The organism is Tritonibacter sp. SIMBA_163, assembly GCF_046535935.1.
Taxonomy (GTDB): Bacteria; Pseudomonadota; Alphaproteobacteria; order Rhodobacterales; family Rhodobacteraceae; genus Epibacterium; species Epibacterium scottomollicae.
In genome coordinates, this window is the sequence record NZ_JAWJBP010000005.1 from 166,214 (window position 1) to 192,232 (window position 26,019).

The 26,019-nt window shown below is 62.5% G+C and carries 21 protein-coding genes; 7 read left to right on the forward strand and 14 right to left on the reverse strand.

Annotation, left to right across the window (positions count from 1 at the left end; translation table 11 throughout):
• Positions 1-77 precede the first annotated feature (77 nt).
• Complete coding sequence (locus R0J92_RS11040; protein WP_411051709.1) at positions 78-908, forward strand: LysR family transcriptional regulator; 831 nt, start codon at positions 78-80, stop codon at positions 906-908.
• Here R0J92_RS11040 and rodA read toward each other — a convergent pair.
• The 6 genes from rodA to R0J92_RS11070 form a co-directional block, all read right to left on the reverse strand.
• The gene (gene rodA / locus R0J92_RS11045) at positions 905-2,044 is read right to left on the reverse strand and encodes a rod shape-determining protein RodA (RefSeq protein WP_317385452.1); all 1,140 of its coding nucleotides are present in this window, start codon (positions 2,042-2,044) and stop codon (positions 905-907) included. The two genes, R0J92_RS11040 and rodA, sit on opposite strands and share 4 nt — an antisense overlap.
• Positions 2,041-3,987 (reverse strand): penicillin-binding protein 2, encoded by a 1,947-nt coding sequence (gene mrdA / locus R0J92_RS11050; protein WP_411051710.1) that lies wholly within the window; start codon positions 3,985-3,987, stop codon positions 2,041-2,043. The genes rodA and mrdA overlap by 4 nt, the downstream gene beginning before the upstream one ends.
• A complete protein-coding gene (locus tag R0J92_RS11055; protein ID WP_411051711.1) occupies positions 3,984-4,523 on the reverse strand; it encodes a rod shape-determining protein MreD in 540 nt (179 codons plus the stop codon). Before R0J92_RS11055 ends, mrdA begins: the two co-directional genes overlap by 4 nt.
• The gene (gene mreC, locus R0J92_RS11060; protein WP_106163782.1) at positions 4,516-5,463 is read right to left on the reverse strand and encodes a rod shape-determining protein MreC; all 948 of its coding nucleotides are present in this window, start codon (positions 5,461-5,463) and stop codon (positions 4,516-4,518) included. The genes R0J92_RS11055 and mreC overlap by 8 nt, the downstream gene beginning before the upstream one ends.
• A gap of 58 nt (positions 5,464-5,521) precedes the next feature.
• Positions 5,522-6,568 (reverse strand): rod shape-determining protein, encoded by a 1,047-nt coding sequence (locus R0J92_RS11065; RefSeq protein ID WP_106163781.1) that lies wholly within the window; start codon positions 6,566-6,568, stop codon positions 5,522-5,524.
• A 243-nt stretch (positions 6,569-6,811) separates the two neighbouring features.
• Positions 6,812-7,564, reverse strand: coding sequence for a hypothetical protein (locus R0J92_RS11070; RefSeq protein ID WP_411051712.1), 753 nt, complete (start codon positions 7,562-7,564; stop codon positions 6,812-6,814).
• A gap of 109 nt (positions 7,565-7,673) precedes the next feature.
• Between R0J92_RS11070 and R0J92_RS11075 the strand changes: the two genes are divergently transcribed.
• Positions 7,674-8,456: a 23S rRNA (adenine(2030)-N(6))-methyltransferase RlmJ gene (locus tag R0J92_RS11075; RefSeq protein ID WP_411051713.1), complete on the forward strand. Its 783-nt coding sequence runs from the start codon at positions 7,674-7,676 to the stop codon at positions 8,454-8,456.
• Between the two features lie 167 nt (positions 8,457-8,623).
• On the opposite strand, the gene R0J92_RS11080 is transcribed toward R0J92_RS11075, so the two are convergent.
• The gene (locus tag R0J92_RS11080) at positions 8,624-10,195 is read right to left on the reverse strand and encodes a 2-isopropylmalate synthase (RefSeq protein WP_411051714.1); all 1,572 of its coding nucleotides are present in this window, start codon (positions 10,193-10,195) and stop codon (positions 8,624-8,626) included.
• Between the two features lie 359 nt (positions 10,196-10,554).
• Between R0J92_RS11080 and R0J92_RS11085 the strand changes: the two genes are divergently transcribed.
• A complete protein-coding gene (locus R0J92_RS11085; protein ID WP_411051715.1) occupies positions 10,555-12,081 on the forward strand; it encodes a cryptochrome/photolyase family protein in 1,527 nt (508 codons plus the stop codon).
• On the opposite strand, the gene R0J92_RS11090 is transcribed toward R0J92_RS11085, so the two are convergent.
• On the reverse strand, positions 12,078-13,118 hold the full coding sequence (locus tag R0J92_RS11090) for a hypothetical protein (protein WP_411051716.1): 1,041 nt from the start codon (positions 13,116-13,118) through the stop codon (positions 12,078-12,080). The genes R0J92_RS11085 and R0J92_RS11090 overlap by 4 nt on opposite strands.
• Before the next feature lie 8 nt (positions 13,119-13,126).
• Positions 13,127-14,569, reverse strand: coding sequence for an MORN repeat-containing protein (locus R0J92_RS11095; protein WP_411051717.1), 1,443 nt, complete (start codon positions 14,567-14,569; stop codon positions 13,127-13,129).
• A gap of 169 nt (positions 14,570-14,738) precedes the next feature.
• On the opposite strand from R0J92_RS11095, the gene R0J92_RS11100 reads away from it, so the two are divergent.
• Together R0J92_RS11100 and R0J92_RS11105 are read left to right on the forward strand one after the other, a co-directional pair.
• A complete protein-coding gene (locus tag R0J92_RS11100; protein ID WP_411051718.1) occupies positions 14,739-16,397 on the forward strand; it encodes an NAD+ synthase in 1,659 nt (552 codons plus the stop codon).
• Between the two features lie 135 nt (positions 16,398-16,532).
• Positions 16,533-17,828, forward strand: a complete 1,296-nt coding sequence (locus tag R0J92_RS11105; RefSeq protein WP_411051719.1) for an NAD(P)/FAD-dependent oxidoreductase — start codon at positions 16,533-16,535, stop codon at positions 17,826-17,828.
• 24 nt (positions 17,829-17,852) lie between these two features.
• Here R0J92_RS11105 and R0J92_RS11110 read toward each other — a convergent pair whose 3' ends face one another.
• Entirely contained in the window at positions 17,853-18,791 is a 939-nt protein-coding gene (locus R0J92_RS11110) for an MBL fold metallo-hydrolase (RefSeq protein ID WP_411051720.1), read from the reverse strand.
• Between the two features lie 228 nt (positions 18,792-19,019).
• Here R0J92_RS11110 and gltX point away from each other — a divergent pair, with 228 nt between their 5' ends.
• On the forward strand, positions 19,020-20,345 hold the full coding sequence (gene gltX, locus R0J92_RS11115) for a glutamate--tRNA ligase (protein ID WP_411051721.1): 1,326 nt from the start codon (positions 19,020-19,022) through the stop codon (positions 20,343-20,345).
• 77 nt (positions 20,346-20,422) lie between these two features.
• Here gltX and R0J92_RS11120 read toward each other — a convergent pair whose 3' ends face one another.
• Both R0J92_RS11120 and R0J92_RS11125 read right to left on the reverse strand, forming a co-directional pair.
• Positions 20,423-21,601 (reverse strand): DUF2254 domain-containing protein, encoded by a 1,179-nt coding sequence (locus R0J92_RS11120; RefSeq protein WP_411051722.1) that lies wholly within the window; start codon positions 21,599-21,601, stop codon positions 20,423-20,425.
• A complete protein-coding gene (locus R0J92_RS11125) occupies positions 21,598-22,167 on the reverse strand; it encodes a gamma-glutamylcyclotransferase family protein (RefSeq protein WP_411051723.1) in 570 nt (189 codons plus the stop codon). The genes R0J92_RS11120 and R0J92_RS11125 overlap by 4 nt, the downstream gene beginning before the upstream one ends.
• 102 nt (positions 22,168-22,269) lie before the next feature.
• Here R0J92_RS11125 and R0J92_RS11130 point away from each other — a divergent pair, with 102 nt between their 5' ends.
• Complete coding sequence (locus tag R0J92_RS11130) at positions 22,270-22,737, forward strand: RrF2 family transcriptional regulator (RefSeq protein ID WP_106163769.1); 468 nt, start codon at positions 22,270-22,272, stop codon at positions 22,735-22,737.
• An 8-nt stretch (positions 22,738-22,745) separates the two neighbouring features.
• Here the strand turns inward: R0J92_RS11130 and R0J92_RS11135 are convergent, their stop codons facing one another.
• Positions 22,746-25,289, reverse strand: a complete 2,544-nt coding sequence (locus tag R0J92_RS11135; RefSeq protein ID WP_411051724.1) for an ABC transporter permease — start codon at positions 25,287-25,289, stop codon at positions 22,746-22,748.
• Positions 25,286-25,990, reverse strand: a complete 705-nt coding sequence (locus R0J92_RS11140) for an ABC transporter ATP-binding protein (RefSeq protein ID WP_106163767.1) — start codon at positions 25,988-25,990, stop codon at positions 25,286-25,288. The genes R0J92_RS11135 and R0J92_RS11140 overlap by 4 nt, the downstream gene beginning before the upstream one ends.
• Positions 25,991-26,019 lie beyond the last annotated feature (29 nt).

Sequence of the window (26,019 nt, forward strand, 5' to 3'; positions counted from 1 at the left end):
TTAGGGTCACGTCTGCATAGCGTTTCAAGGGCGCAACGTGCTAGCTTGTTTTTGAATGTTCAGACGTAAGGAAAGCTGTGGATACGCGATTTGTCGCCAGCCTTTTGGCTATCGTGGAGGAAGGCTCCTTTGCAGCGGCGGCCCGGCGCGTCGGCGTGACCGCCTCGGCACTGTCTCAGCGGATCACGACGCTGGAGACCGATCTGGGGGTGGCGTTGTTGCGGCGGGAAGGGCGCATGGTGCGCCCCACCCACGCGTGCCGAAACCTGCTGCCCCGCCTGCGCGAAATGCTGAGAATAGAGCAGGACTTGCGGGCCGATGTGCGCGGGCAGGGGCTGGCCGGCAGCTGTCGGATCGGCGCGATTTCGACAGCTCTGGGCGACTGCGCCGCACCCTTGCTACGGCATCTGCGAGAGCAGGCGCCTGATGTCGAGTTGCGCCTGATCCCCGGCACATCCCCGGGGTTATTGGCGGCACTTGAGGCAGAGGACATCGATATGGCGGTGGTGGTGGAGCCGCCGGTCAACCTGCCCAAAGCCCTGCGGTTCGACCTGCTGATCGAAGAACCCATCGGCCTGCTACGCCCGCGCCATAGCGAGATCGCGCGGTTGCCCTACCTCGTCTACTCCCGTGAGGCCTGGGGCGGAAGCCTGTGCTGGTCGGCATTGCGGGATCGGGTGGAGGATCCGCAGGTCTTGGTCGAGATGGATGCGCTTGAGACAATCGCGCAGATGGTGGAGGGGGGCGTCGGGCAGGCGGTTCTGCCCGGCTGGCGGGGATTGTCCCGACATGCGCCCGGCGCCGATTTTACACCTTGGTCAGGCGCGCGTCGCCGCATCGGATTGCTGCACCGGCAACGGGACGCGGACAGCCCACTGATGGCGCTTGTGCGGGCGGCATTGCGTTAGCGTGGGCGGTGGACGTTGGCGCTCTGCACGATCCCGAAGGCCGCCAACAGCACCAGCATCGCGGAGCCACCATAGGACACCAGCGGCAGCGGTACGCCGACCACCGGGGCCAGCCCCATCACCATCGACATGTTGACGGCAAAGAACAAAAAGAAATTGAGCGCAATCCCCAGCGTCACCAGCGACGAGAACCGGTCCTTGGTCGAGACCGCCGTGGCCACACAGAAGATGATGATCATCACATAGATGGTCAGGAGCATCACCCCGCCGACAAAGCCGAATTCTTCTGCCAGCGTGGTGAAAATGAAGTCGGTCTGCTTTTCCGGCAGAAAGTTCAGGCGTGACTGGGTGCCCTGCATGAAGCCACGTCCCGACCAGCCGCCCGACCCAAGGGCGATCTTGGATTGCGTTATGTGATAGCCTGCGCCCAGCGGATCCTGAGAAGGATCGAGAAAGGTGTCGATACGCCTGTATTGGTAATCCTTGAGCAACTGCCAGTCGGTGCCGCGGCTTTGGAATACGGCCACCACGAGCCCGACCGCCGCCGCGATCACGGCGGTGAAGTAGGCCCAGTGAACCCCGGCGAGGAACATCACGCCGCCCCCGGCGGCCAGCAGCAGGATCGACGTCCCGAGGTCAGGTTGCTTCAAAACCAGAAAGGTAGGCGCAAGCACGATCAAAACCGGCAGCAAGACGAAAAGTGGCCGAGAGGTCCGGTGCGGCGGCAGCCAGTCGTAATAGGCCGCAAGCACCATCACCAGCGTGATCTTCATCAGCTCTGACGGTTGCAGACGCACTGGCCCGAGGTCCACCCAACGCTGCGCGCCCATGCCGACGGAGCCGAAAAATTCCACCGCAACCAAAAGCACCAGCGCAATCAGGTAGGCCAGAACCGAGATATTGCGCCAGAACCAGATCGGAACCATCGCCACCACCAGCATGACCCCGAGGCCGATCAGGAACCGTTTCGCCTGAGGTTCGACCCAAGGCGTGAATGATCCACCCGCCACGGAATACAGCATCAGGAAACCGACGCTTGCGGCCGCAGTCAGCAGAAGAACAAGGGGCCAGTTCAGAAACAGGATCTTGCGAAACCCGGTGGGCGTCGATTTGGCGTGATACTCAAGATAGCTCATGCCTGATCGCTCTCTTTCCCGTCCGAGCGTTTAATCCGCTCGCGTTCGAGCCGCTCCTGCTGTGCCTTGATCTTGCGGCGGTCACCGGTCGGATAGGCCTCCAGCGGTGGCGTGCCGCCATAGAGCGCTTGCAGCAATACATCCCGCGCCACGGGGGCGGCTGTGGAGGATCCGCCGCCACCATGTTCGACAACGACCGCAACCGCGTACTTTGGTTTGTCATAGGGGGCAAAACACACATACAGAGCGTGGTCGCGGCGTTCCCATGGCAGGTCCCGGTTATGGATCACCCCTGTCGCGCGCTCTGCCGCGGTGATGTTGCGCACCTGACTGGTGCCGGACTTGCCCGCCATGCGCATGCCATCCGCAATGATGCGGGACCGATACCCGGTGCCGCGGCGATCATTGCTGACCGCGTACATGGCCTTGCGCACGTGGTCCAGATACGAGGGGGTGAGGCCGATCATTTCGCCTGCGCCAGACGGTTGTTCGACACCATTGATGGATTTCACCAGACGAGGTGTGACACTGCGGCCGTTGGCAATCCGTGCTGTCATGACTGCAAGCTGCATGGGCGACGCAAGCATATAGCCCTGGCCGATCGAGGCATTCACCGTGTCGCCAACCAGCCAATCCTGCCCATAGGTGCGGGACTTCCACTCCCGGTTCGGAGCAAGTCCGGCGGCCACTGCGGACATCGGTATATCGTGGCGAATACCAAGGCCGAGTTTGTTGGCCATCTCTGAAATCCGGTCTATCCCGACCTTGATCGCCAGATCGTAATAGTAGACGTCACAGGAACTCTTTAGTGAATCCAGAAGGTTGACGTGCCCATGACCGGCGCGCTTCCAGCAGTGGAACCGCCGGCCGGAGACTTCCAGATGCCCGGGGCACCATGTGGTTTCTTCCGGTGTAATGACGCCGCTCTCCAGTCCCGCCAGCGCCGTCACCATCTTGAATGTGGAGCCCGGCGGGTAGGTCCCTTGCACGGTCTTGTTGGCCAGCGGGCGATAGGGGTCTTCGGTGAGGGCGCTATAGTCGGCCACAGAGATGCCGCGCACAAAGAGGTTGGGGTCAAAGCTCGGGCTGGAGCAGATGGCCTGCAGATCGCCATTCTCCACGTCGATCACAACGGCGGCGGCGCTTTCATTGCCAAGCCGGGCCTGCACATAGCTTTGCAGGTCCGCATCGAGCGTCAGCTGCACATCCGCGCCAGCCTGCCCCTCGCGGCGATCCAGTTCGCGCATGATCCGACCGGCGGCATTGACCTCGACCCTCTTGGTCCCGGCCTTGCCGCGCAGGGTTTCCTCACGTTTGGATTCAAAACCGACCTTGCCGAATTGGAACCGGGGGGTCAGCAAGACCGGATCGGGGCTTTCCATCTTCGACAGGTCGTAGTCGGAGACAGGACCGACATAGCCAACCACATGCGCAAAATCGGCGCCCTGCGGATAGACACGGGACAGTCCGACCTCGGGCGTGATGCCCGGCAGGGCTGGGGCGTTGACCGCGACTTTTGAAATGTCATCCCAGGAAAGCTGATCGGCCAGCGTGATGGGGAGAAACGGACGCGAACGCCGCATCTCTGCGCGCGCACGTTCCAGGTCCTCTGTATCGAGCGGCAGCAAGCGGGTGAGGTTTTCAATCACGCCTTCCACATCACCGGCGTCTTCGGGCACCAACACGATGCGGTAGGACGGGGAGTTTTGCGCGATGATAATACCGTTGCGGTCATAGATCTCGCCGCGACTGGGGGCGAGCAGGCGGATGTTGATGCGGTTTTCTTCGGCCAGCAGACGGAACTGATCTGCCTGATCCACCTGCAGAAAACGCATCCGCATGGCCAGCGCACCGGTAAAGCCCAGCTGCAACCCGCCCAGCAGCAGGGTGCGGCGGGTCAGGGTGCGATGGCTGTGATCCTGGTCCTTCGGGGTGCGTTTCACAGGCGAGCTCCAAGGGTTTCTGCATCGGCAGGAGAAAGACGTCGCACGCCAAACACGCTCTGGCTCAGCAGAACCACGACCGGATAGGCGGCGATGGTCATAATGACCTGCACGAGAATCAGCGCGATATGCGCCTGCTCGACCGCAAGCATGCCAAGGATCATGCGATTGAGCAAAGCAATGGCAATTATGACCACGGAGACCGCGAACCATTCTCCCAGAAACGGCGTCTCCCGGCTGGCGGGCAAGCGTGATCTGATGAACTCGCAGGCGAGCAGAACCAGCAAGGCCCATAATCCCGGAGGACGCTGAAACAACAGATCAGCAAGCAGCATTACGGCGGCGATCAACAGGGGCGGGACAAAATCTGCGCGCCGTGCAGTCCAGGCCAGCGCCACGGCCAGCAGCAGATCTGGCGGTGCCCAGCGGCGCGGTGTGGTGTCCAGCGGCAGCAGGTGAAAGAACATGATGACCAGCGCCAGCCCGACAAAGATAGCGCGCATGAGCCAAATTGCGGCTGGCGTTGTCTTAGCCATTCTCGGCCTCGTCACCGGCAGCCTCGGGGAGAACGCCGTCCAGCAATGTGTCCGGGCGGGGGAGCGGTATCATGTCGTCTGGAACCGGTGCGATCAGCGCGCCCGGATCCGAAATCGGAACGCTGCCCTGATGGCGCAGAACGCGCAGGAACTCCAACCGCTCATAGTCTGCGGAGAGACGTACGCGCAGGCGCCCGGCCTTGTCTTGTGCCACCTGACCGATCAGCAGTCCCGGCGGAAAGACATGACCATCGCCCGAGGTCACAACACGGTCTCCGGGGCGGACCATCTCCGGGTTTTCAACAAAATTCAGCAAGGGCGCGGCAGTATTATCGCCACTGACCAGCGCGGTTTGGCCCGACGGCTGGAGCGTGGCCGGAACCGCACTTGCGGCATCCGTCAGCAGGATAACCCGCGCAGTCTTCAGGCCGGTGCCGGAGATGCGTCCCACCAGCCCAATGCCGTCCATCGCCGCCCAGCCGTCGCGAATGCCATCGCGTGCCCCGACGTTCAGCAGAACCGATTGCCGGAAAGGCGAGCCGGAGTCTGCCACGACGACACCGGTGACATAGGTCAGCTGCGGATCCAGCCGGACGTTGTTGAGATCGAGCAATCGCGCGTTTTCCTGTTCCAGCTGCAAGGCAGCTTCTTTCCAGGCCCGCATCTGGCGCAATTCGGAGCGCAGCTCCTGGTTCTGTTCCGACAGGCGCTGATAGCTTTGGAAGTCACGCACCAGGTTTACGATGCCGGTGACGGGAACCATGGCCCATTGCATATTGGGCACCACCGCATCCACCACCTGCGCGCGAAACCGCTCGACTCGTGGACTGTCGATGCGCCAGACGATGAAGACGACCGCGAGAAACAGCACCAAAATCCCGACAAGCAAACGCTTGAGCGGGCCTGCATAGTCTTCGCGCTGTGACCGATCCTTGGCCAAGGCACTCCTTCCAGACGTCAATCAAATTCAGTGGCATGCCCCGCGCGGGGCGGGGGGATCAGCTTTCGTAGTCGATCGCGTGGCGCAGCAGTTTTTCGTACTCCAGCGCCTTGCCCGTACCAAGTGCGACGCAGTTCAGGCTTTCATCCGCGATCGAGACCGCAAGGCCTGTTTGCTCGCGCAGTGCCAGATCCAGATCGCCCAGAAGCGCACCGCCCCCGGTCAGCATAACGCCCCGATCGACGATATCAGCTGCCAGATCCGGCGGCGTGGTTTCCAGTGCGGTCATCACTGCCTCGCAGATCTGCTGTACCGGTTCGGCCAGCGCCTCAGCCACCTGGGCCTGAGAAATCTCGATTTCCTTGGGAACGCCATTCAGCAGGTCCCGACCGCGGATCTGCATCGATTGACCCCGGCCATCGTCGGGCATGCGAGCCGTGCCGATCGAGGTCTTGATGCGTTCTGATGTCGCCTCGCCGATCAGCAGGTTCTGTTGGCGACGCAGGTAGGAAATGATCGCCTCATCCATGCGGTCGCCACCCACCCGAACGGAGCGGGCGTAGACGATGTCACCAAGCGACAGGACGGCCACCTCGGTGGTACCACCGCCGATGTCGACGACCATGTTGCCGGTCGGGTCGGTGATGGGCATGCCAGCGCCGATGGCGGCGGCAATCGGTTCAGCAATCAGCCCTGCACGGCGGGCACCTGCCGCCAGAACAGAAGACCGGATGGCGCGTTTTTCCACCGGGGTCGCGCCATGCGGGACGCAGACGATGACCTTGGGCTTTGAAAACGTGGAGCGTTTGTGCACCTTGCGAATGAAATGCTTGATCATCTCTTCGGCGGTGTCGAAGTCCGCGATGACACCTTCGCGCATCGGGCGGATCGCCTCGATAGAGCCGGGGGTCCGGCCCAGCATCAGCTTTGCGTCCTCACCGACGGCGAGCACTTTTTTCACGCCATCCTTGACGTGGTAGGCCACCACTGAAGGTTCCGACAGGATGACGCCACGGCCCTTCACGTAAACCAGCGTATTCGCGGTACCGAGGTCAATGGCCATGTCCGATGTAAACAGACCGCCGAGATTTCCGAAGAGCGCCATGTAAGAGGGATCCTGTGAGTACTGCATTTATCTGACCGCGACTCTCTCGCCGGGTCGCAGCTTTAGATCTTATAAGCAGGCCGAGCCCGCCGTAAAAGGGAGTATTCCGTTCACCTAGCGTCTTTTCGCTTGTGAAATCGACTGTTTTCGCTTTCGAGCACACGGAATCAAGATCAGCGTGCGTTTGCGCACATGCGCCAGAGCCAGCCGCACCCGATCATGGTCTCAGTTCAACAGCGCCTCTTACCCCGAGAAAATCTCATCCATCTGCGCCTTGTAGGCCGCCCAGGTCTTGGTTGCGCGGTTGCCAGCGTAGCCGTGATAATAGGATTTCCCGCTGGAGGTCGGCAAGCCTGCCCAGATTTTGGCGAGGTTGTTCATGAATGTGGTCTGCGTGATCTCGCCGGCCTTGAAATTCGAGAGACCGGCTTCCTCGATCAGCTGATGGGCAAGCTGATCCTGAAGTTCTTTGTTGAAGCGACGGCCGAGAGGGACGCTTTGATGCTTGGCGAGCCGGCGCAGGGTGGCGGGGATGAACTGGTAGCGCCCGATGGCATGGGGCTGGCCGGGAGTCGCGTCGATCCAGGCGTAGATCTCGAGCAGGGTCATGTCTGTGGGGGAGGCGGGCGGTTTGATCCGGGCGCCGTGCTGGATGGCGTCGTAATCCGCCTTGCCTGCCTCGGCGCTGGCGATGACATTCATGATTGCGGCGACGTCGATGCCGACCATCGGCGGGCTTGCAAACAGACTGCCGCTGCTGCGTCCCCGAAAGAGGCTTGCGGCGCCGGGGTCCAGCGAGATGGCCCCGCGGCCTGTTTCATCATCATTCAGCCCCGCAATTGCACCGTTTGCTGGCGCCGAGGTCCGCATGAAGAAGCTGCCGTCCCCGACCAGAGAGAATCCTGCGGAATTGGCACGAACCGGGTCGGTCCAGACCGAAGAGATCAGCATCAGCGCACATAGCGCGCCGGTTTGGGGACTCGTTCTGAGGGGCATTGCAACCTGCTTCTGCGGGTGATGTCTGACCTCAGACTGGCCGATTGTAGTTGAGATTTCGTTTAGAGAGCGCTCTTTCGCCGGGCGCGGTTTGCCGCTATGGGAGGGCATGCTGTCCTACCAACATATCTATCACGCGGGAAACCTCGCCGATGTCCAGAAACACGCGCTGCTCGCGTGGATACTGGAGTACATGACGCGCAAGGACAAACCGCTGAGCTATCTGGAAACCCACGCGGGGCGGGCTCTCTATGACCTGTCGTCTGCCGAGGCCGTCAAGACGGGCGAAGCGGCCAGAGGTATCGATATCGCACGGGACTGGTTCCCAGCCGACCACCCCTATGCGCAGGTTCTGGACAGTGTGCAGGCCGCGCATGGGCCAACCAGCTATCCGGGCTCGCCGCGCATCGCGACGGAGGTTCTGCGCCCCATCGACAATGTGCATCTGGCAGAGCTGCATCCACAGGAAGCACAGGCCCTGCGCGCGTCGATGCGCGGCTCCGGTGCCAAGGTGCATGTGCAGGATGGGTTCGAGATGGCGCAGTCACTGGCCCCGCCAGAGCCTCGACGCGGAGTGCTGCTGATTGATCCCAGCTATGAGATCAAATCCGACTACAGTCGTATTCCCGGCATTATCGGCAAGCTGCATCGCAAGTGGAATGTTGGCGTGATCGTGTTGTGGTATCCGATCCTGACAGATGGCCCGCACAAGCGGATGCTGACTGCGCTGGAAGCTCAGGGCCTGCCGGGAACGCTGCTGCACGAAGTGCGCTTCCCGCCCGCGCGGGAGGGCCACCGGATGATCGGATCGGGTTTGTTTGTGGTGAATGCGCCCTTTGGTTTGCGCGAGGAAACGCAGCGCCTTGATCGCCGCTTTTCTGCGTTGCGCTAAGCCGCGCCCCGGGCGTCCTGCGAGGCCGTGCCTTTTAGCACCTTATCCTCGATCCAAATCGCCTGCGCAGTCGGATTTCTTCCGCACCCAGTCAACGAAAAAGGGCACCCGAAGGTGCCCTCATCCATGCTTGGTTCTAGGTCTGCGCCAATCTCTGGCGGCGTGCTTCAGCCGATGTCCTTGTAGGAGATCTCACGCGAATCCGCGCCTTCGCCCATCTTGTTGCGGCGCACGATCAGGCGGTTGAGCGCGCCGATATAGGCCATGGCAGAGGCAACCACGGTGTCTGTGTTGGCACTGTCGCCGGTGGCGATGATGCCGTCTTCTTCCAGCCGGACGGACACGGTGGCTTGTGCGTCTGTACCTTCGGTGACCGCGTGCACCTGATAAAGCTGCAGATGCGCGTCATTGGGGTGGATCTTGCGGATCGCCTTGAAGGTCGCATCGACCGGGCCGTCGCCTTCTGCGGTTTCAGAGACATCTTTACCGTCAACTTCCATCTCGACGGTGGATTCCGCCGGGCCGCCGGTGCCGCAGACCACTTTCATCGAGACCAGCTTGAGATGGTCATCCTCATCGCCACCCGTACGCATCAGCGCGATGATGTCGTCGTCGAACACTTCTTTCTTGCGGTCGGCAAGTTCCTTGAAGCGAACGAAGATATCCTTGAGCTGGTTGTCACCGACCTCATAACCGAGGTTGCTGAGCTTGTCGCGCAGCGCTGCCCGGCCGGAGTGTTTGCCAAGGGGCAGGGAGGTCCCGGCAAGCCCGACATCCTCGGGCCGCATGATCTCGAAGGTTTCCTTGTTCTTCAGCATGCCATCCTGGTGGATGCCGCTTTCGTGGGCGAAGGCGTTCTTGCCGACGATGGCCTTGTTGAACTGCACGTTGAAGCCGGAAACCGTCGCGACCCGGCGCGAGATATGCATGATCTTGCGGGTGTCGATGCCGGTGGCAAAGGGCATGATGTCGTTGCGCACCTTCATGGCCATGACGACCTCTTCCAGCGCGGTATTGCCGGCCCGTTCACCCAGACCGTTGATGGTGCACTCAATCTGGCGCGCGCCGGCCTCGACTGCGGCCAGTGAGTTCGCGGTCGCCATGCCAAGGTCGTTGTGGCAGTGGGTGGCAAAGACGATCTCGTCAGCGCCCGGCACCGTCTCGATCAGGCGGCGGATCAGGTCGGCGCTTTCGCGCGGTGCGGTATAGCCGACGGTGTCGGGGATGTTGATGGTGGTGGCACCCGCCTTGATTGCGATCTCGATCACCCGGCAGAGGTAATCCCATTCGGTGCGGGTCGCATCCATTGGCGACCATTGCACGTTGTCCACCAAGTTGCGGGCATGGGTCACGGTTTCATGGATGCGTTCGGCCATCTCGTCCATGGTGAGGTCTGGAATGGCGCGGTGCAGCGGCGAGGTGCCGATAAAGGTATGGATGCGCGGCTGGGCCGCCTTGCGCACAGCCTCGGCGCAGCGGTCGATGTCCTTCAGGTTGGCGCGGGCGAGGCCGCAGATCATCGAGTTCTTCGAGCGCGCGGCGATCTCGCTCACCGCATTGAAGTCGCCTTCGGAGGCAATGGGAAACCCAGCCTCGATGACGTCGACGCCCATGTCGTCCAGAAGCTCAGCAACCTCGAGCTTTTCGTCGTGGGTCATGGTTGCGCCGGGGCTCTGCTCTCCATCGCGCAGAGTGGTGTCGAAGATCAGGACGCGATCTTGGTCGGTAATGCTGGTCATGTCAGATGTCTTTCTTGCTCTGGTCCCCGGGGACGTCGTGTCTTGCGTGCGGGGTAAAGGGTCCAATCCGTGGCGCGCGTGCACATCCTCTGAGCGGGCGCGCCGGATGGCACGCTCAGAGGCGGATTAGGAGCAGTAGGCCACGCGAAAGCGCGCTGCGGGAGGCAGCGTCGGCAATCTGGATATCAAAAAACGTGGTCATGGGCTGAGTTATACAGGCCATGCGGCAATTGGAAAGGGGCAAAATTCTCTGCGATGCAGCACAGGCAGCATCAGCCCCTGGCGTTGCTTAGGTATTTATTGAAAAGATGAAGGGGATGCTGTGGACTTTGCGAGTTTCCACCACAGTTCTGCGTCTCATGACACGACTTGTACTTGTGCTGGGCGACCAGCTTTCTGATGATTTGTCGGCGCTTCGGGCGGCTGATCCCGCGCGCGACGTGGTGGTGATGGCCGAGGTGTCGGATGAGGGCACATATGTGTCTCACCATCCCAAGAAGATTGCGCTGGTGCTGGCTGCCATGCGCAAGTTTGCCGCGCATCTGGAGGCCGAGGGCTGGCGCGTTGCCTACACACGGCTCGATGACAAGGACAACGCAGGCTCGATCGTGGGCGAGTTGCTGCGCCGGGCTGAGGAGTTTGGGGCCGGTGAGGTGCTGGCCACCACGCCCGGGGAATGGCGACTAATCCGGACTCTGAAATATGCGCCGCTCAAGGTGCATCTGCACGCGGATGAGCGCTTCTTCGCAACGCGGAAGGATTTTGCCGATTGGGCGGAGGGGCGTAAGCAGTTGCGGATGGAGTATTTCTATCGCCTGATGCGCAAGAAGACAGGTCTCTTGATGGAGGGCACTTCGCCTGTTGGTGGGCAGTGGAATTTCGATCAGGACAACCGCAAGGCCCCGCCAAAGAAGATCGAACACGAAGGGCCGCTCTGGTTTGAACCGGATGATGAGGTCGCGGAGGTGCTCGATCTGGTCGAAGAGCGGTTTGGCACGCATTTTGGTGATTTGCGGCCGTTTGGATTTGCCACCACGCGGGCAGAGGCGCTGACCGCGCTGGAGCACTTCATAGAGCACGCATTGCCGCAGTTCGGGGATTTCCAAGACGCGATGATGACGGATGAGCGGTGGCTCTACCATTCCATCCTGTCGCCCTACCTGAATATCGGTCTGCTATCGCCGAGCGAGGTTTGCGCGGCGGCGGAGGCTGCCTACCATCGCGGAGATGCGCCGATCAACGCGGTGGAGGGGTTCATTCGGCAAATTCTGGGATGGCGGGAATTTGTGCGCGGTATCTATCTCCTTGAAGGGGAGGACTATACCTCCCGAAATGCACTCGGGCATGCGCGTAGCCTGCCACCGCTGTTCTGGGGCGCCTCGACGGATATGCACTGCCTGTCTCAGGTGGTGGCGCAAACAAAGGAGGAGGCCTACGCCCATCACATCCAGCGGCTAATGGTGACGGGCAATTTTGCACTGCTGGCCGGGCTGGATCCGGCGGAGGTGCACGAATGGTATCTCGCGGTCTATGCGGACGCCTTCGAGTGGGTGGAGGCGCCCAATACCATCGGCATGAGCCAGTTTGCAGACGGGGGTGTGGTCGGGTCGAAACCCTATGTCTCCAGCGGCGCCTACATCGACAGAATGTCCAATTACTGCAGCAGTTGCGCCTATAAGGTGAAGCAGAAAACGGGCGAGGGGGCCTGTCCGTTCAACCTGCTGTACTGGCATTTTCTGGATCGGCATCGCGACAGGTTCGAGAGCATCCCGCGCATGGGCAACATGTATCGAACCTGGGATCGAATGGATGACGACAAGCGGGCCACGATCATAAAAGACGCGGATGCGTTCCTCGCCAAGCTTGACGCGGGAGACGGCGTCTAGAGATCTTTGCTCGCCCAGAAGTCCCGCCAGCGCACCTCTGTTGCGGGAGCCAGTTCTGCCTGTATCAGCGCGTCCGGAGCCAGCTTGGGCAGGTCACGCTGCAGTTGTGCGGCGGGTCTTTCAGAGCGCTCCATCATGTCCAGCGCAATATTGGCCCAGACATTGCGTCCCTCCGCTGTCGGAGCTGCAAAGGCGCACAGATAGGCAAGATAGCCAAATTGTGTGCCCCGCCCAAGGCCGTGACGCAGAGCATAGTATTTCGCTTTCAGCTGCAACAGGAAGGGTTTCGGCGGCTCAGCTACAGCGGGAAGTTGCTGTGCCAGTGCGGTGTTCACCGCAGCACCTGCCGGAAACATGACGTCGAACCGGCCATGATACACATGGCGCATATAGCCCGCGTAATGGGTCACGATGTCATCGGAAAAGCTCAGATTTCCTGTGTGGGACAATAATGCCGCCCCAAGCAGGAATTGTTCTTTTTCGTGTGCTTTTGCGGTGTCTGGTAGCGATTTTGACAGAGATATTGTCTTTTTTATGCAATCTGCGTGCGAAGGCAGGAGCCCGATTGTCGCAGTGTCAAACACCTCGGCGCCGGTGTGAACCAAAGTTTCTTCCGGAGTGTCGCGGCACGCATCGATCAGCGGGCCCCACTCAGGCCGTGAGGAGAGCCACCCCGCACGATCATGGAGCAGTGGGGTCTTCGGTGTGATCCGGTTGAACAGCTCTCTGGGCGCCGCTTTGAAGGCTGTGTCGGTCTCGACCAGACAGACCGGACCGTCAGTTTTTTCCAGCACCATCTGCAACGCGTGCAGCCGCGTGTGCGCGGGATAGCGACCCGCCTCAGTCCACCGCTCCATCTGATCCGTTGAGATATCCAGATGTCCGACCGGCAGGTCGGCGCGGCGGTTTTCAGCGTCACAGACCAGCAGAATCTCAACCCCCTCCAAGCCCTGTTTCAGGGCGGAGAGGATGCTATAGGACAGCTCTTGGTGTTGGCGCGGATCGCGCCCGGTCAAGACGTAGCAGAGGGTGGCCATGGGTGGGGTTATTCGCTGCCGTCGTCGTCGGCCGGGCTCTCTTCGCCGCGAGACAATGCGCCATTGTCCCAAGTCCCCGATGCCTCCTGCCCGGACGCGTAGCGCATAGTGCCCGGTCCCTGGCGCTTGGAGTTGACGAAGCTGCCCTCGTAAACGTCGCCATTGGCATAGGTGGCGACCCCTTCACCGTTGATCTTGCCCTCGACCCAGTCGCCTTCATAGCTGAAGCCATCGGGGCGGGTGATCTTGCCGGTGCCATGGCGCTGGCCATCCTTGAACATGCCCTCATAGATTGATCCGTCGGCATAGGTGACCTTTGCCTCGCCATGGCGCAGGCTGTCCTTCCAGCCACCTTCGTAACGATACCCTTCCGGTGAGGTCATGACGCCCTGGCCATCGTTCTTGGCGTTCTTGAAACTGCCTTCGTAGACGGTGCCATTGGGGTAGGTGGCCGTGCCTTCGCCCTCGATCACCCCGGCGACCCATTCGCCTTCGTAGGTGGAGCCATCGGGGTAGGTGATCTTGCCGGTGCCATGGGCGAGGTCATCGCGGAACTCACCAACATAGACGGAGCCGTCGGGGTAGGTCACCTTGCCTTCGCCCTCGATTTGGCCGGCCTGCCACTGGCCTGTGTAGAGATATCCGTCGGTGCCGGTGTAGGTCCCTTGGCCCTGCCGCAGGTCGTCTTCGAACATGCCTTCGTAGACATCGCCATTGGCATAGGTCAGCTTGCCTTCGCCCTGACGGCGGCCACTGACCAGCGCGCCTTCGTAGACGTCGCCGTTCGGCTGGGTCAGGGTGCCCATACCGTTCATCTGGTCGTCGCCCCATTCGCCCTCGTATTTGAGGCCGTCGGGCATCACCAACGTGCCAAGCCCGTCGAGTTTACCGTCCTTGACGCCGCCTTGATAGGTGGCGCCATTGGGATAGGTGATCTTGCCGGTGCCCTCTTTGCGGCCTTCGACCCAATCGCCTTCGTATTCATAACCACCGGGGTTCTGCATCACACCACGGCCGTGGTGCTTGGCGTTGACGAATGTGCCCTCGTAGCGCACGCCGTTGGCATAGATCGCAACGCCCTGGCCGTTGATCACGCCGTTTTTCCATTCCCCTTCATAGGTGCCGCCGTCGGCAAAGGTGATCTTGCCGATGCCCTCGGGTTTGCCCTTGGCAAATTCGCCTTCGTAAACTGACCCATTTGGAAAACGCGCGACACCTGTGCCACGGATCTCTCCATCGACCCATTGGCCGGAATATTCATAGCCGTTGGGCAGCTTGTAGGTGCCCTGACCGTGTTGCAGTCCGCCCTTGAACTCCCCCTCGTAGACGCCGCCGATCTCGTCTTGGGTGGTCAGGACCTGTCCGTCCTGTGCAAATGCGGGAGCCCCGGCGCCCGCCGCGGTCAGCGCCAGCAGGGAAGTCAGGATAAGTGTGGAGCTGATGCGGATCATGGAAACCTCAGTTGCCTCAAGTCGTTCGAGCGCTGCCTGGAATTGGGTTGCTTTTCCGCAAACCTATGTCAGCAGCGGCCCGGTCGCAACGGTTTTGCCCCCATAGGCTTCCCCTTCGGCAGGGATCTGATACACGGCTTGCTAAGACATGAATCCGAGGACCCGTCAGATGGCCGATAGTTTTCGCATCACGCTTGCGCAATTGAACCCGACAGTTGGTGATCTGGCAGGCAATGCCGCCAAGGCGCGCACTGCATGGCAGGCCGGGCGTGACGCCGGCGCTGATCTCGTGGCGCTGCCGGAGATGTTCATCACAGGATACAACACGCAGGATCTGGTGATGAAGCCGGCCTTTCATCAGGCTGCGATTGCCGAGGTCGAGGCGCTGGCCGCTGCGGTGGCGGATGGTCCGGCGCTGGCGATCGGCAGCCCATGGGTCGAGGGTGGCAAGCTCTACAATGCCTATCTGATCCTCAAGGGCGGCAAGATCGCCTCCAAATGCCTGAAGCACCATTTGCCAAACGAGACAGTATTCGACGAGGTGCGGATTTTTGATGCGGGGCCGTTGGGCGGGCCATACTCTGTTGGCAATACCCGTATCGGCAGCCCGATCTGCGAGGATGGCTGGCATGAGGATGTGGCCGAGACGCTGGAAGAAACCGGCGCCGAATTCCTGCTGATCCCCAATGGCTCGCCCTATTATCGTGGCAAGATGGAGACCCGCTACAATCACATGGTGGCCCGCTCGATCGAGACCGGTCTGCCGGTGATCTACCTCAATATGGTGGGCGGTCAGGACGATCAGGTCTTTGACGGCGGCAGCTTTGCCCTGAACCCGCATGGTGCATTGGCGGTTCAGTTGCCGGTCTTTGACGAATGCATCACGCAGCTCGATCTGGAGCGCACCGCCGATGGCTGGCGCATTCAAGAGGGCGAAAAGGCACATCTGCCCGATGCGTGGGAGCAGGATTATCGCACCATGGTGCTGTCCTTGCGCGACTACATGGGCAAAACCGGGTTTAAAAAAGCGCTGCTGGGCCTTTCGGGGGGCGTGGACTCGGCCATCGTGGCCGCCATCGCGGTCGATGCACTGGGGTCGGAGAACGTGCGCTGCGTTATGCTGCCGTCCGAATACACCTCAAAGGAATCGTTGGAGGATGCCGAGGCCGTGGCCAAAGCGCTGGGCGTTCACTACGACTATGTGCCGATTTCTGAAGGGCGTGATGCGATCAGCAATACGCTTGCGCCGCTCTTTGCGGGGCGTGATGCGGACCTCACCGAGGAAAACATCCAGTCGCGACTGCGCGGCCTGCTGCTGATGGCTATGTCCAACAAATTTGGCGAGATGCTGCTGACCACTGGCAACAAATCCGAGGTGGCTGTGGGCTATGCCACCATCTACGGCGATATGAACGGCGGCTATAACCCGATCAAGGACCTCTACAAGACGCGCGTGTTTGAGACCTGCCGCTGGCGCAATGCCAATCACCGCGATTGGATGATGGGACCAGAGGGCGAGGTGATCCGCCCGAATGTGATCGACAAGCCCCCCTCGGCGGAGCTGCGCGAGGATCAGAAAGACAGCGATTCCCTGCCGGATTATCCCGAGCTGGATGCGATTCTCGATATCCTTGTAGATCAGGACGGATCCATCGCCGATTGCGCCGCTGCAGGCTTTGATCGCGATGTAGCAAAACGGGTGGAACACCTGCTTTATATCAGCGAATACAAACGTTTTCAGTCCGCACCCGGTGCCCGCTTGACCAAGCGGGCCTTCTGGCTTGACCGGCGCTATCCGATCGTCAATCGCTGGCGTGATCCCAGCTGATCGAACTATCCAGGTCTGGACAATATGACCGTTCCGGCCTCGGTTGAGGCCGGAAGAACACAGGCTGCGGAAACTGGCCTCAAGACTGTCATGCACGGCTAGACCCCCTCTTTCCTGACGGAATAGAACAGACCCATGCCCGGACCAAAGCTGCCTCATTTCAATTCGGACCGCGTGCTGCCAAACGCGGTTGATGTCGTCGTGATTGGCGGTGGAATCGTGGGCGCATCCACTGCGCTGGAACTTGCTGAACGGGGCCATTCGGTGCTGTTGTGCGAAAAGGGCCAGATCGCGGGCGAACAAAGCTCGCGCAACTGGGGCTGGGTGCGCATGTCCCAGCGCGACCCCCGCGAAATGGAGCTGATGACCCATTCCCAGCGCATTTGGGAGGGCCTGGACGAACGCACCGGCCATGCAACCGGCTATACCAAATGCGGTATCATGTTCACCGCTGGCAGCCGCAAGCGCGAGGCTGAACTCCTGGCGTGGGCCGAGCATTTGAAAGACATCGGCGGTGAGGGACATATGCTGCGTGGTGCGGCGCTGGAGGCGCTGACGCCGGGCTATGGCCAACGTTTGCGCGCAGGTTTTCACACACCGCAGGACGGCTGCGCCGAACCGCAGATGGCGACCCACGCCATAGCCTCGGCCGCGCGCGACAAGGGCGCTGTGGTGGTCACCGGCTGCGCCGTGCGCACGCTGGATGTGGAGGCCGGACGCATTCGCGGCGTTGTTACCGAAAAGGGCCGCGTCACTGCGACGGCGGTGGTGGTCGCAGGGGGGGCGTGGTCTCGTCTGTTCCTGCGCAACGAGGGAATTTTCCTGCCGCAACTCAAGGTGCTCAACTCCGTGATGCGCCTCTCTCCGGTCGAGGGCGTGCCGGTGACCGCGCTTTGGGCGGCGGGCTTTGGCCTGCGCAAACGCGCAGATGGCGGCTATACCGTTGCCTCGGGTGGCGAAAACACCTTTGACATCGTGCCCGACACCTTCCGCATCGGGCACCGCTTCATTCCGGCCTTCCTGCAGGATGTCACCGCCCTGCGGTTCCGCTTGTCCAATCGGTGGAGCACCGAGGCCCGCGAGGCCCGCCCTTGGACCGGCCAGGATCGCACCGCGTTTGAGGAAACCCGCGTGCTTGATCCTCAGCCCTCGCAAAAGGCCCTGCGCCGTGGGCTTGCGGCGGTGCGCGATGCCTTCCCGGCGCTGGAAAAGGCTGATGTCACCCAAAGCTGGGGTGGCCTGATTGATGTGACCCCGGATGAAATTCCGGTGATCTCCGAAGTGCAGGCCCGTCCCGGCCTGTTTGTCTCCACCGGCTACAGCGGCCACGGTTTTGGCCTCGGCCCCGGTGCCGGGCGGCTGACAGCGGATCTGGTGACGGGGGACACGCCCATAGTTGATCCGCGCCCCTTCCGCCTCAGCCGTTACTGACCGCCGCCCGGCGGGACTGAAGCCCTAGCCCATCATCTGATAGCTCACCGGCACAAACCGAAAGCCGTCGCCGCGCGTTTCCACAAAACCGGCAGCCGGGAAGGGCATGTGATAGCCGATCATCGGCGTGCGATCATTTGCCAGCATATCCAGCACCCGGCGTCGGGTGGCAGAGGCAGCGTCCTTGTCGGTGTCGAAGCTGGTCTGCCATTCGGGATGTGCAAAGGGGAACACATAGTGGTTCGCCAGATCCGCTGTCAGCAAAAGCTGCTGGCCGCCGTTCTCGATCATGTAGACCATGTGACCCGGCGTGTGCCCAAAGGCCGCCATGCCGGTCACCCCGGAGGCCACCGTGCCGCCATCCTCGATAAAGCTCATCTTCTCGGCCTGCGGCGCCACCTTGGCCCGCACCCGATCCGCACCGCCATTGCCCTCGGGCAGGCCGGTCCAATGGTCATACTCCCGCGCCGCCGTCACGTAGCGCGCATTGGCAAAGGTGGCCGCACCGCTGTCGTCGGTCATGCCGCCGATGTGGTCGCCGTGCATATGGGTCAGAACCACTACATCGATCTCGTCGGGTGTCACGCCCGCATCCGCCAGCGCCGAGGTGATGCCGCCGGCGTTGAGGCCCGTGTCGAACAGGATTTTTTCCGCGCCGGTATCAACCAGCGTCGGAGTGAAATAGAACTGCGCATTGGTGTCAGAGATAAAATTCTCTTCTGCCACTTGGGCGAACGCCTCATCCGAGGCCCCGCCGCCAAAGATATCCTGCACCCCGTCGCGCCCGGTGCTGCCCGCAAGCAGGCTGTGCACGGTATAATCCCCGACCTTGAAGGCGCGGGCATGCAAGGGTGTCATGGCGGCCTTATCGCCCGCAGCCCTCACGGGCGCAGCAACGGTCGCGGCAATCGGGGCGGCGGCAACACCGGCCAGCGCGGCACGGCGGGATAGCTTTAATGTCATCCTCTTGGTCTCCCTGTTGAATGGTATGATCCAAGCCTAGCGCACCGATCCGCAAAGTCCCCTGAAGCCCGATCACGAATGCGTGGGAGCGCACACCGCCTTCATCTTTTCCCAAATACCTCCGCCGGAGGCCGCGCCCCGACAGGGGCGCATCTTTGCAGCCAAAGACGCGGAAACTGGACAATTCCGCGCGCCTGTGACAGATCAACGACCAACAGGAGAATTGCGATGACCACCACCCGTTTTGCGCCGTCGCCCACCGGCTATATCCACGTGGGCAACCTGCGCACCGCGCTGATGAACTACCTGATCGCCCGCAAGGCCGGCGGGACATTCATCCTGCGCATCGACGACACCGATCCCGAGCGCTCGAAAGAAGAATACGTCGACGCGATCAAGCAGGATCTGGAATGGCTTGGCCTCACATGGGACAAGGTGGAACGCCAGTCCGAGCGGCTCGACCGCTATGCCGAGGCCGCCGATAAGCTGCGCGAGATCGGCCGCTTCTACGAGGCCTTCGAGACCCCGACGGAACTGGACCTCAAGCGCAAGAAGCAGCTCAACATGGGCAAGCCGCCGGTCTATGACCGCGCTGCGCTGACGCTGTCTGATGCTGAGAAGGACGCCCTGCGCGCCGAGCGTGGCAATGGCGTCTGGCGTTTCAAGCTCGACCATGAGCGGATTGACTGGAACGATGGCATCCTTGGCGACATCTCCATTGATGCGGCCTCCGTGTCCGACCCGGTGCTGATCCGCGGTGACGGGCAGGTGCTCTACACCATCGCCTCGGTGGTGGATGACACGGATATGGGCGTGACCCATGTGGTGCGCGGCTCTGACCACGTGACCAATACCGCGACACAGATCCAGATCATGTCGGCGCTGGGTCATGGCCACCCGGAATTTGCGCATCACTCGCTGCTCACCGGCCCGCAGGGCGAGGCGCTGTCCAAACGGCTCGGCACATTGGCGCTGCGCGACCTGCGCGAGGCGGGCGTGAAGCCGATGGCGCTCTTGTCGTTGATGGCGCGTCTGGGCTCGTCCGATCCGGTGGAGTTGCGCCACGAGATGGCAGAGCTGGTCGAGGGTTTCGACATCAACCGGTTCGGCTCCGCGCCGACCAAGTTTGATGCCGATGATCTCTATCCGCTGACCGCGCGCTACCTGCAGGGGCTTCCGCTGTCGGCGGTGCAGTCGCATGTGGCAGCGGCGGGCGTGCCCGAGGACAAGCAGGAGGCCTTCTGGGCGGTTGCGAAGGAGAATATCACCACGCTCAAGGATCTTGAGGGCTGGTGGGTGCTCTGCCGTGATGGCGCCGAGCCGCTGATCGCCGACGAGGACAAGGAATTCATCGCCGAGGCGATGGCGCTGCTGCCCGAAGGCCCCTATGACAGCGAGAGCTGGGGCAAATGGACGGCCGCGGTTAAGGAAAAGACCGGCCGCAAGGGCAAGGGGCTGTTCATGCCCCTGCGCAAGGCCGTCACCGGCATGGAGCGCGGCCCCGACATGTCCGCCCTGCTAGCGCTGATGGAGACGGTGCGCGCGCGCGGCTGAGACTGAGGTTGCGACCTGAATATCGGACAATCAAGAACGGGCAGGGCGCAGGCTCTGCCCGTTTTGGTTACAAGCGCCTAGTCGAAGAAACTGTTGTGCATCTTGCGTGCCGCTTTGGTCATGGCGGTGTTGGGGTGGTGCTCCAGCTCGCTGAGCGCTTTATCCATCCATTGCATCACCTCCGGCGCATCCTCGGCGCAGCGTGCAATGGGGGGGAAACATGCCTTCAGCAGCTCCTGCGCCGTCACCGGCGGCAGGTGGATGTGCGGGAAACGGACCTCGCCTCCCTCGGTCTCGGTGCCATCGGGCAGGGTCTCCCACAACAGCCGTTCGATGCGGCCCATCACCTCGATCGCGGTGCCGGGATCGTTTACACCGGGTGACAGGGCCCGCTGCGCTGTTTCGGCCAGCAGGGTCAGCCCGAAGGCCGGGTCCTGCTCGAAACTGCGCACGTCGCCGATGTCGATCAGACCCGTGGCTTCGGTGCAGAAATCCCTATCCGCACCCTGCGCCATGGCAAGCGGCCGCCCGCGCAGCACGAACTCGCCCGGCAGGCGGGTCAGATGAATGGTGACGCCCGCCTCCTCTGCACGGGCGTTGAGCGCGGGCATGTCGACGAACCGGACAAACCCGCTTTCAGCAGCGGCAATCGGACGGGCGTCCGCTGGCGGCTCCGACGTGTCGCAACACCCGCCGAGGCTGGGTGTGTCCTTGCGCGCCTGCAGGCTATTGCGGGTGCGGGTCTCGATCAGGCGCAGGGTGTGGTCCATGCTGCCCAGATCCGACAGGTGGTCGATCCAGCGCAGGATGGCGATCACGATCAGCGCCACCACCAGCACGGTCATCACAAACACCACAAAGGCGGCGCCGGGCGGGTAAAGCCTGGCTCGGAACAGGATGATCGCGCTCAGCGAATAGACGAAGCCGCCGGTGAAGGTCGCCAGCACGCTCTGTGTCACAGTGTCCTCCAGCAGCAGCCGATAGACGCGCGGCGTCGCCATGGTGGAGGCGGTGCGATATGCGCTGACCATGACGTTGAGCGAGAAGGTGGTCACCGCCAGCATGCCGGTGGCGAGGATGTTGAGTACAGGCAGCACTGCATCGCGCCCGAACCTGTTTTCCCACTCTTGTGGCAGAATAGGCGCCAGCAGTGGCGCTACAGCCAAAGCCAGCAATGAGAACAGTGAGATCGCAACCACCCGGAACCACAGCTGTCGCGTGACGCGACGCAACAGCAGGAGGCTGCGCGAGATCATGCGCCGTCCGCCAGAACCCGTGCGCCTGCCTCAGCAATCAGCGTATCGTGAAGCGTGCGTTCCTCGGCTGTGATCTCCTGATGGCGTGGATAGCGGGGGGTGGCGCGGTCATCCAGGATCGGCGTCTCCCAGCCATCCGTCGTGGCCATGAAGGCCCGCGCACCGCCCTCGCCGAAGACCTGCGTATAGCCGCGCAGCACCACGTCGAGATAGCTCATCAGGATCTTGTGGCCACTTGCGCCCGGGTCCTGGGTCTCGTCCGGCACCTGATAGAGCGAGATCTGCGGGGCAGGGGCCATGTCATGGGCCACCTGGGCCGTCACGTCGACGCGCACATATCCGGTTTCGCGTTCGTCCAGCGCGGCCCAATCGCCGTTCGGAACCGCAGCCAGCAGCCCCTCGATCACATGTCCATGTGCCGGGCGGACGCTTAGAAACGCCAGATTGCGCTCCGGCGTGTGCACCCAGGCGCGCCTCCAGCCCGCCAATCGCGCGGGGCGGGTGTTGCCGTAGATATGGCTGGCGGTGTTTACGAGGCTGCCGAAGCCGAAGAAATGCGGTGTCATGAGGCCTTGTCGTTTTCTGAGGGGGCTTTGATGTATGTCAAACCGCTTTTTGTCTCAATTTGCAACACTGGGCTGTCACCGTCTCCGGGAGAGGGCCCTACAATGCGTATCACAAAAAGAACCAATATCGCGGTCCGTCTGCTGATGTATTGTGCCCTGCACGAGGGTCGCCTTGTCACCAAATCCGAGATTGCGCAGCGTTGCAACATCTCGGAAAACCATCTGGCGCAAGTGGTCAATCAACTGAGCCAGCTTGGGTTTCTGAAGACCCAGCGTGGCCGCAACGGGGGGCTGACCCTGGGTCGGACGGCCAGCGATATCTGCATTGGCGATGTCTTCCGGCAGGTTGAGGGCGGATTGCCGATGGTTGAATGCTTTGCCGATGCCGACAATACCTGCCCGCTGGTGGCGGCCTGTCGCCTGCGTGATGCCCTGACCCGTGCGGGAGAGGCGTTCTACACTGCGCTGGACGGGGTTAGGCTGGATAGCCTGACCTGCGACAATTTCGAGTTGCAGCGTATTCTGGCGCCGATGTCCTGTCCCGGTCCCGAAGCGGCGGCGCACGCCTAGGGCCACCCTTAGTCGCGCGCACGCAGCACCCGTGCCGGTCGTGCCGCCAGCGGGCGCAATGCGTAGGCCAATCCGGCAAAGAGCGTCACCAGAACGCCGCCGCCGATCACTCCGATCGCATTGGGCCAGATCACCACATAGTCGGTTTCCAGCACAAAATGGCTGACGGACCAAGCGCCCAGTATCCCCGCCAGCAGGGCCACGCTGCCCGCCGCCGCACCCAGAAGGGCAGAGCGCAGGGCAAAACTGCGCAGGATCTGGCCACGGGGCGCGCCCAGTGTCTTCAAAAGTGCCGCCTCGTATCGCCGTGCCGGTTCCGCCGCCGCTGCCGTGCCAAGTAGCACCAGAAAGCCGGTGAACAGAGTTGCCGCCGCGCCATAGGCGGTGGCGGTGGCCAATTGGCCGAGGATCTCTGACACCCGGTCGATTGCATCGCGCACCCGGATCGCGGTGATGTTGGGCATGGCGCGGGCCACGTCGCGCAGGATGGCGGCTTCGGCTTCCTCTTCTGCATAGACGCTGGCGATGTAGCTGTGCGGTGCGCCGATCAGCGCAGCCTCATTCATGGTTAGAACAAACCCCATGCCCGCGTTGGAAAAATCCACCTCGCGGAAACTGGTGATACTGCCAGTGATGTCGCGACCAAGCACGTTGATGGTCATGGTGTCGCCGAGCTTCAGGCCCATTTCCTCGGCCTCTTCGGCGGCAAATGAAATCTGTGGTGCGCCGGTGTAATCTTCCGGCCACCATTCGCCCGCGGTTACATTGGTACTGGCGGGTTTGGCGGCGGCGTATGTCACACCGCGATCTCCGCGAATAACCCAATGATCGCCTGCGACCTCCTTGGCGGGGCGATCATTGATGCGGTTAATGATGCCGCGCAACATGGGCGCATTGTCCACCTTGCTCACCTGCGGGTCGCCCTCGACACGCTGCAGAAAGGCGGGCATCTGGTCGCGCTGGATGTCGACAAAGAAATAGGACGGCGCAACATCCGGCAGGTTGCCCGCAATGGCGCGGCGCATATTGCCGTCGATCTGGCCGATGGCGGCCAGCACGGTCAGGCCAAGCCCCAGCGCCAGCACCGCAGGCATTGCGCCGTCACGAGTGGAGGCAATGGAGGCCAGCGCCCAGCGGAGCGCGGGTTTGCCGCGCGCCAGCCGGTTGCTGATCCGGGCCAGCCAGCCGATGGCGGCCCCGGCGATCAGCAATACGATCAGCGCGCCGATCAGCCCGCCCGCCGTCCAAAGCGCCAGTGCGGGCGCACCGCTGAACAGCGCAGCCGCCGCGATCAGAAGGCCCAGTGTCGCCAGGGTGGCAAGGATATAGCGCTTCGCGGGCCACTGCATGGGCCCACCCACCGCATCACGGTAGAGCGCGGCGGCCCGGATGCGCTCTGCCCGGGCCAGAGGCCAGAGGGTGAAGAGAAGCGCCGTCAAAACACCGTAGAGTGCGGACTCGGCCAGTGCCCCGGGGTAGACGGAAAACACCGCCGGAAACGGCAGCTGTGCTGCGATCAGCGGCCCCAGCAGCAGCGGCCCGATCCCGCCCAGCACCAGTCCCAGCGCAATACCGCAGAGCGACAACACGCCGATCTGCAGGAAATAGGTCAAAAAGATCACCCGCCGTTCGGCGCCAAGCGTGCGCAGGGTGGCGATGGTCTCGGTCTTGGTGGCGAGATAGGCGCGCACCGCGGTGGAGACGCCTACGCCGCCCACGGCCAGCCCCGAGAGACCCACCAGCACCAGAAACGCGCCCAAACGCTCGACAAAGCGCGCAATCCCCGGCGCGCCGTTGCGCGCGTCGCGCCAGCGCATGCCGCTGTCTTCGAACTGCGCACGGGCGTCTTGTTCCAGCGCTTGCAGATCGGCGTCAGGCGGCAGGGTCAGGCGGTATTTGGTCGAATAGAGCGTGCCCGGCGCCAGCAATCCAGACTGCGCCAGCGCGTCCGTGCGCACCAAAGTGCGCGGCCCGATGGAAAAGCCCGATCCGGCTGCGTCCGGTTCCCACTCGATCAGGCCGCTCAAGCGGAATTCCTGCGTGCCGAGGTTGAAAAAATCGCCCTCGCTTAGCCCCAGCCTGTCCGCCAGGACCCGCTCCATCACCGCGCCGGGGCGGCCATCCACCTCGGCGAGGGCCTCGTGCAGAGGCGCGCCAGACGTCAGGCGGAGCTCTCCGCGCAAGGGATAGGCGGCGTCGACGGATTTCACCTGTGTCAACGCGCGTTCGTCATCCACCACCGCCATGGAGCGAAACTCCACCACCTCGGAACGGTCGCGGGCGACCTGCGCCATCCACGCGGCCTCATCCTGCGTGGCAAAGCGGTAGGTGAAGGTCAGCTCTGCATCGCCACCGAGGAGGCTTGCGCCTTCGCGGGTCAGCCCCGCCTCGATGGAGGCGCGGATCGAGCCGATGGCGGCAATGACGCCAACCCCAAGCGCGAGACAGGCCAGAAAGAGGCGAAACCCGCGCAAACCGCCGCGCAGCTCGCGCAGGGCAAAGCGCCAGGCGAGGCGAAATTGGCCCGGGGCGGGCAGGCCGGTCGTGCTCATTCCGCCGCCTCACGCTGGCTGTCGGGCAAGATGCGCCCATCGCGCAGGTGAACCGTGCGGTCGCAGCGCTCTGCCAGGTCGGGTGCGTGGGTCACCATCACCAGTGTCGAGCCATGGCGGTCGCGCAGGTCGAACAGCAGGTCCATCACCTGTGCGCCATTGGCCTGATCGAGGTTGCCCGTGGGCTCATCCGCCAAAAGGATCTCTGGCCGTGTCACCACCGCGCGCGCCAGCGCCACCCGTTGCTGCTCGCCGCCCGATAGCTGCGCGGGCATGTGGTCGCAGCGATGCCCAAGCCCCACGGCATCCAATTCTTCGCGGGCCCGGTCAAAGGCATCGCGCGCGCCGGCCAACTCCAGCGGCGTGGCGACGTTTTCCAGCGCGGTCATCGTCGGGATCAGGTGAAAGCTCTGGAACACCACCCCCATATGGGCGCGGCGAAACCGGGCCAGCGCGTCCTCGTCCAGCCGGGTCAGATCCTCGCCCATGGCGTGCACGGCGCCACCGGTGGCCTGTTCCAGCCCGCCCATCACCATCAGAAGCGAGGACTTGCCGGACCCCGATGGTCCCACCAGCGCCAGCGTTTCGCCCCGCCGCACGTCAAGGCTGATCTCCTCGAGGATCGACACCGGGCCGGTATTGCCATTCAGCGACAAATGCACATCTTGAAGTGAGAGAACGGGGCGGGCGTCAGTGCTCATGAGGGGCTGCCTGTGTTTTTTTTGATCCT

Bases quoted from the DNA above. Each gene is read 5' to 3' on its own strand.
- rodA (WP_317385452.1), bottom strand. From the start codon at position 2,044: ATGAGCTATCTTGAGTATCACGCCAAATCGACGCCCACCGGGTTTCGC.
- R0J92_RS11055 (WP_411051711.1), bottom strand. From the start codon at position 4,523: ATGGCTAAGACAACGCCAGCCGCAATTTGGCTCATGCGCGCTATCTTT.
- R0J92_RS11065 (WP_106163781.1), bottom strand. From the start codon at position 6,568: ATGGCGCTCTTCGGAAATCTCGGCGGTCTGTTTACATCGGACATGGCC.
- R0J92_RS11070 (WP_411051712.1), bottom strand. From the start codon at position 7,564: ATGCCCCTCAGAACGAGTCCCCAAACCGGCGCGCTATGTGCGCTGATG.
- R0J92_RS11075 (WP_411051713.1), top strand. From the start codon at position 7,674: ATGCTGTCCTACCAACATATCTATCACGCGGGAAACCTCGCCGATGTC.
- R0J92_RS11080 (WP_411051714.1), bottom strand. From the start codon at position 10,195: ATGACCAGCATTACCGACCAAGATCGCGTCCTGATCTTCGACACCACT.
- R0J92_RS11085 (WP_411051715.1), top strand. From the start codon at position 10,555: ATGACACGACTTGTACTTGTGCTGGGCGACCAGCTTTCTGATGATTTG.
- R0J92_RS11090 (WP_411051716.1), bottom strand. From the start codon at position 13,118: ATGGCCACCCTCTGCTACGTCTTGACCGGGCGCGATCCGCGCCAACAC.
- R0J92_RS11095 (WP_411051717.1), bottom strand. From the start codon at position 14,569: ATGATCCGCATCAGCTCCACACTTATCCTGACTTCCCTGCTGGCGCTG.
- R0J92_RS11100 (WP_411051718.1), top strand. From the start codon at position 14,739: ATGGCCGATAGTTTTCGCATCACGCTTGCGCAATTGAACCCGACAGTT.
- R0J92_RS11105 (WP_411051719.1), top strand. From the start codon at position 16,533: ATGCCCGGACCAAAGCTGCCTCATTTCAATTCGGACCGCGTGCTGCCA.
- R0J92_RS11110 (WP_411051720.1), bottom strand. From the start codon at position 18,791: ATGACATTAAAGCTATCCCGCCGTGCCGCGCTGGCCGGTGTTGCCGCC.
- gltX (WP_411051721.1), top strand. From the start codon at position 19,020: ATGACCACCACCCGTTTTGCGCCGTCGCCCACCGGCTATATCCACGTG.
- R0J92_RS11120 (WP_411051722.1), bottom strand. From the start codon at position 21,601: ATGATCTCGCGCAGCCTCCTGCTGTTGCGTCGCGTCACGCGACAGCTG.
- R0J92_RS11125 (WP_411051723.1), bottom strand. From the start codon at position 22,167: ATGACACCGCATTTCTTCGGCTTCGGCAGCCTCGTAAACACCGCCAGC.
- R0J92_RS11130 (WP_106163769.1), top strand. From the start codon at position 22,270: ATGCGTATCACAAAAAGAACCAATATCGCGGTCCGTCTGCTGATGTAT.
- R0J92_RS11135 (WP_411051724.1), bottom strand. From the start codon at position 25,289: ATGAGCACGACCGGCCTGCCCGCCCCGGGCCAATTTCGCCTCGCCTGG.
- R0J92_RS11140 (WP_106163767.1), bottom strand. From the start codon at position 25,990: ATGAGCACTGACGCCCGCCCCGTTCTCTCACTTCAAGATGTGCATTTG.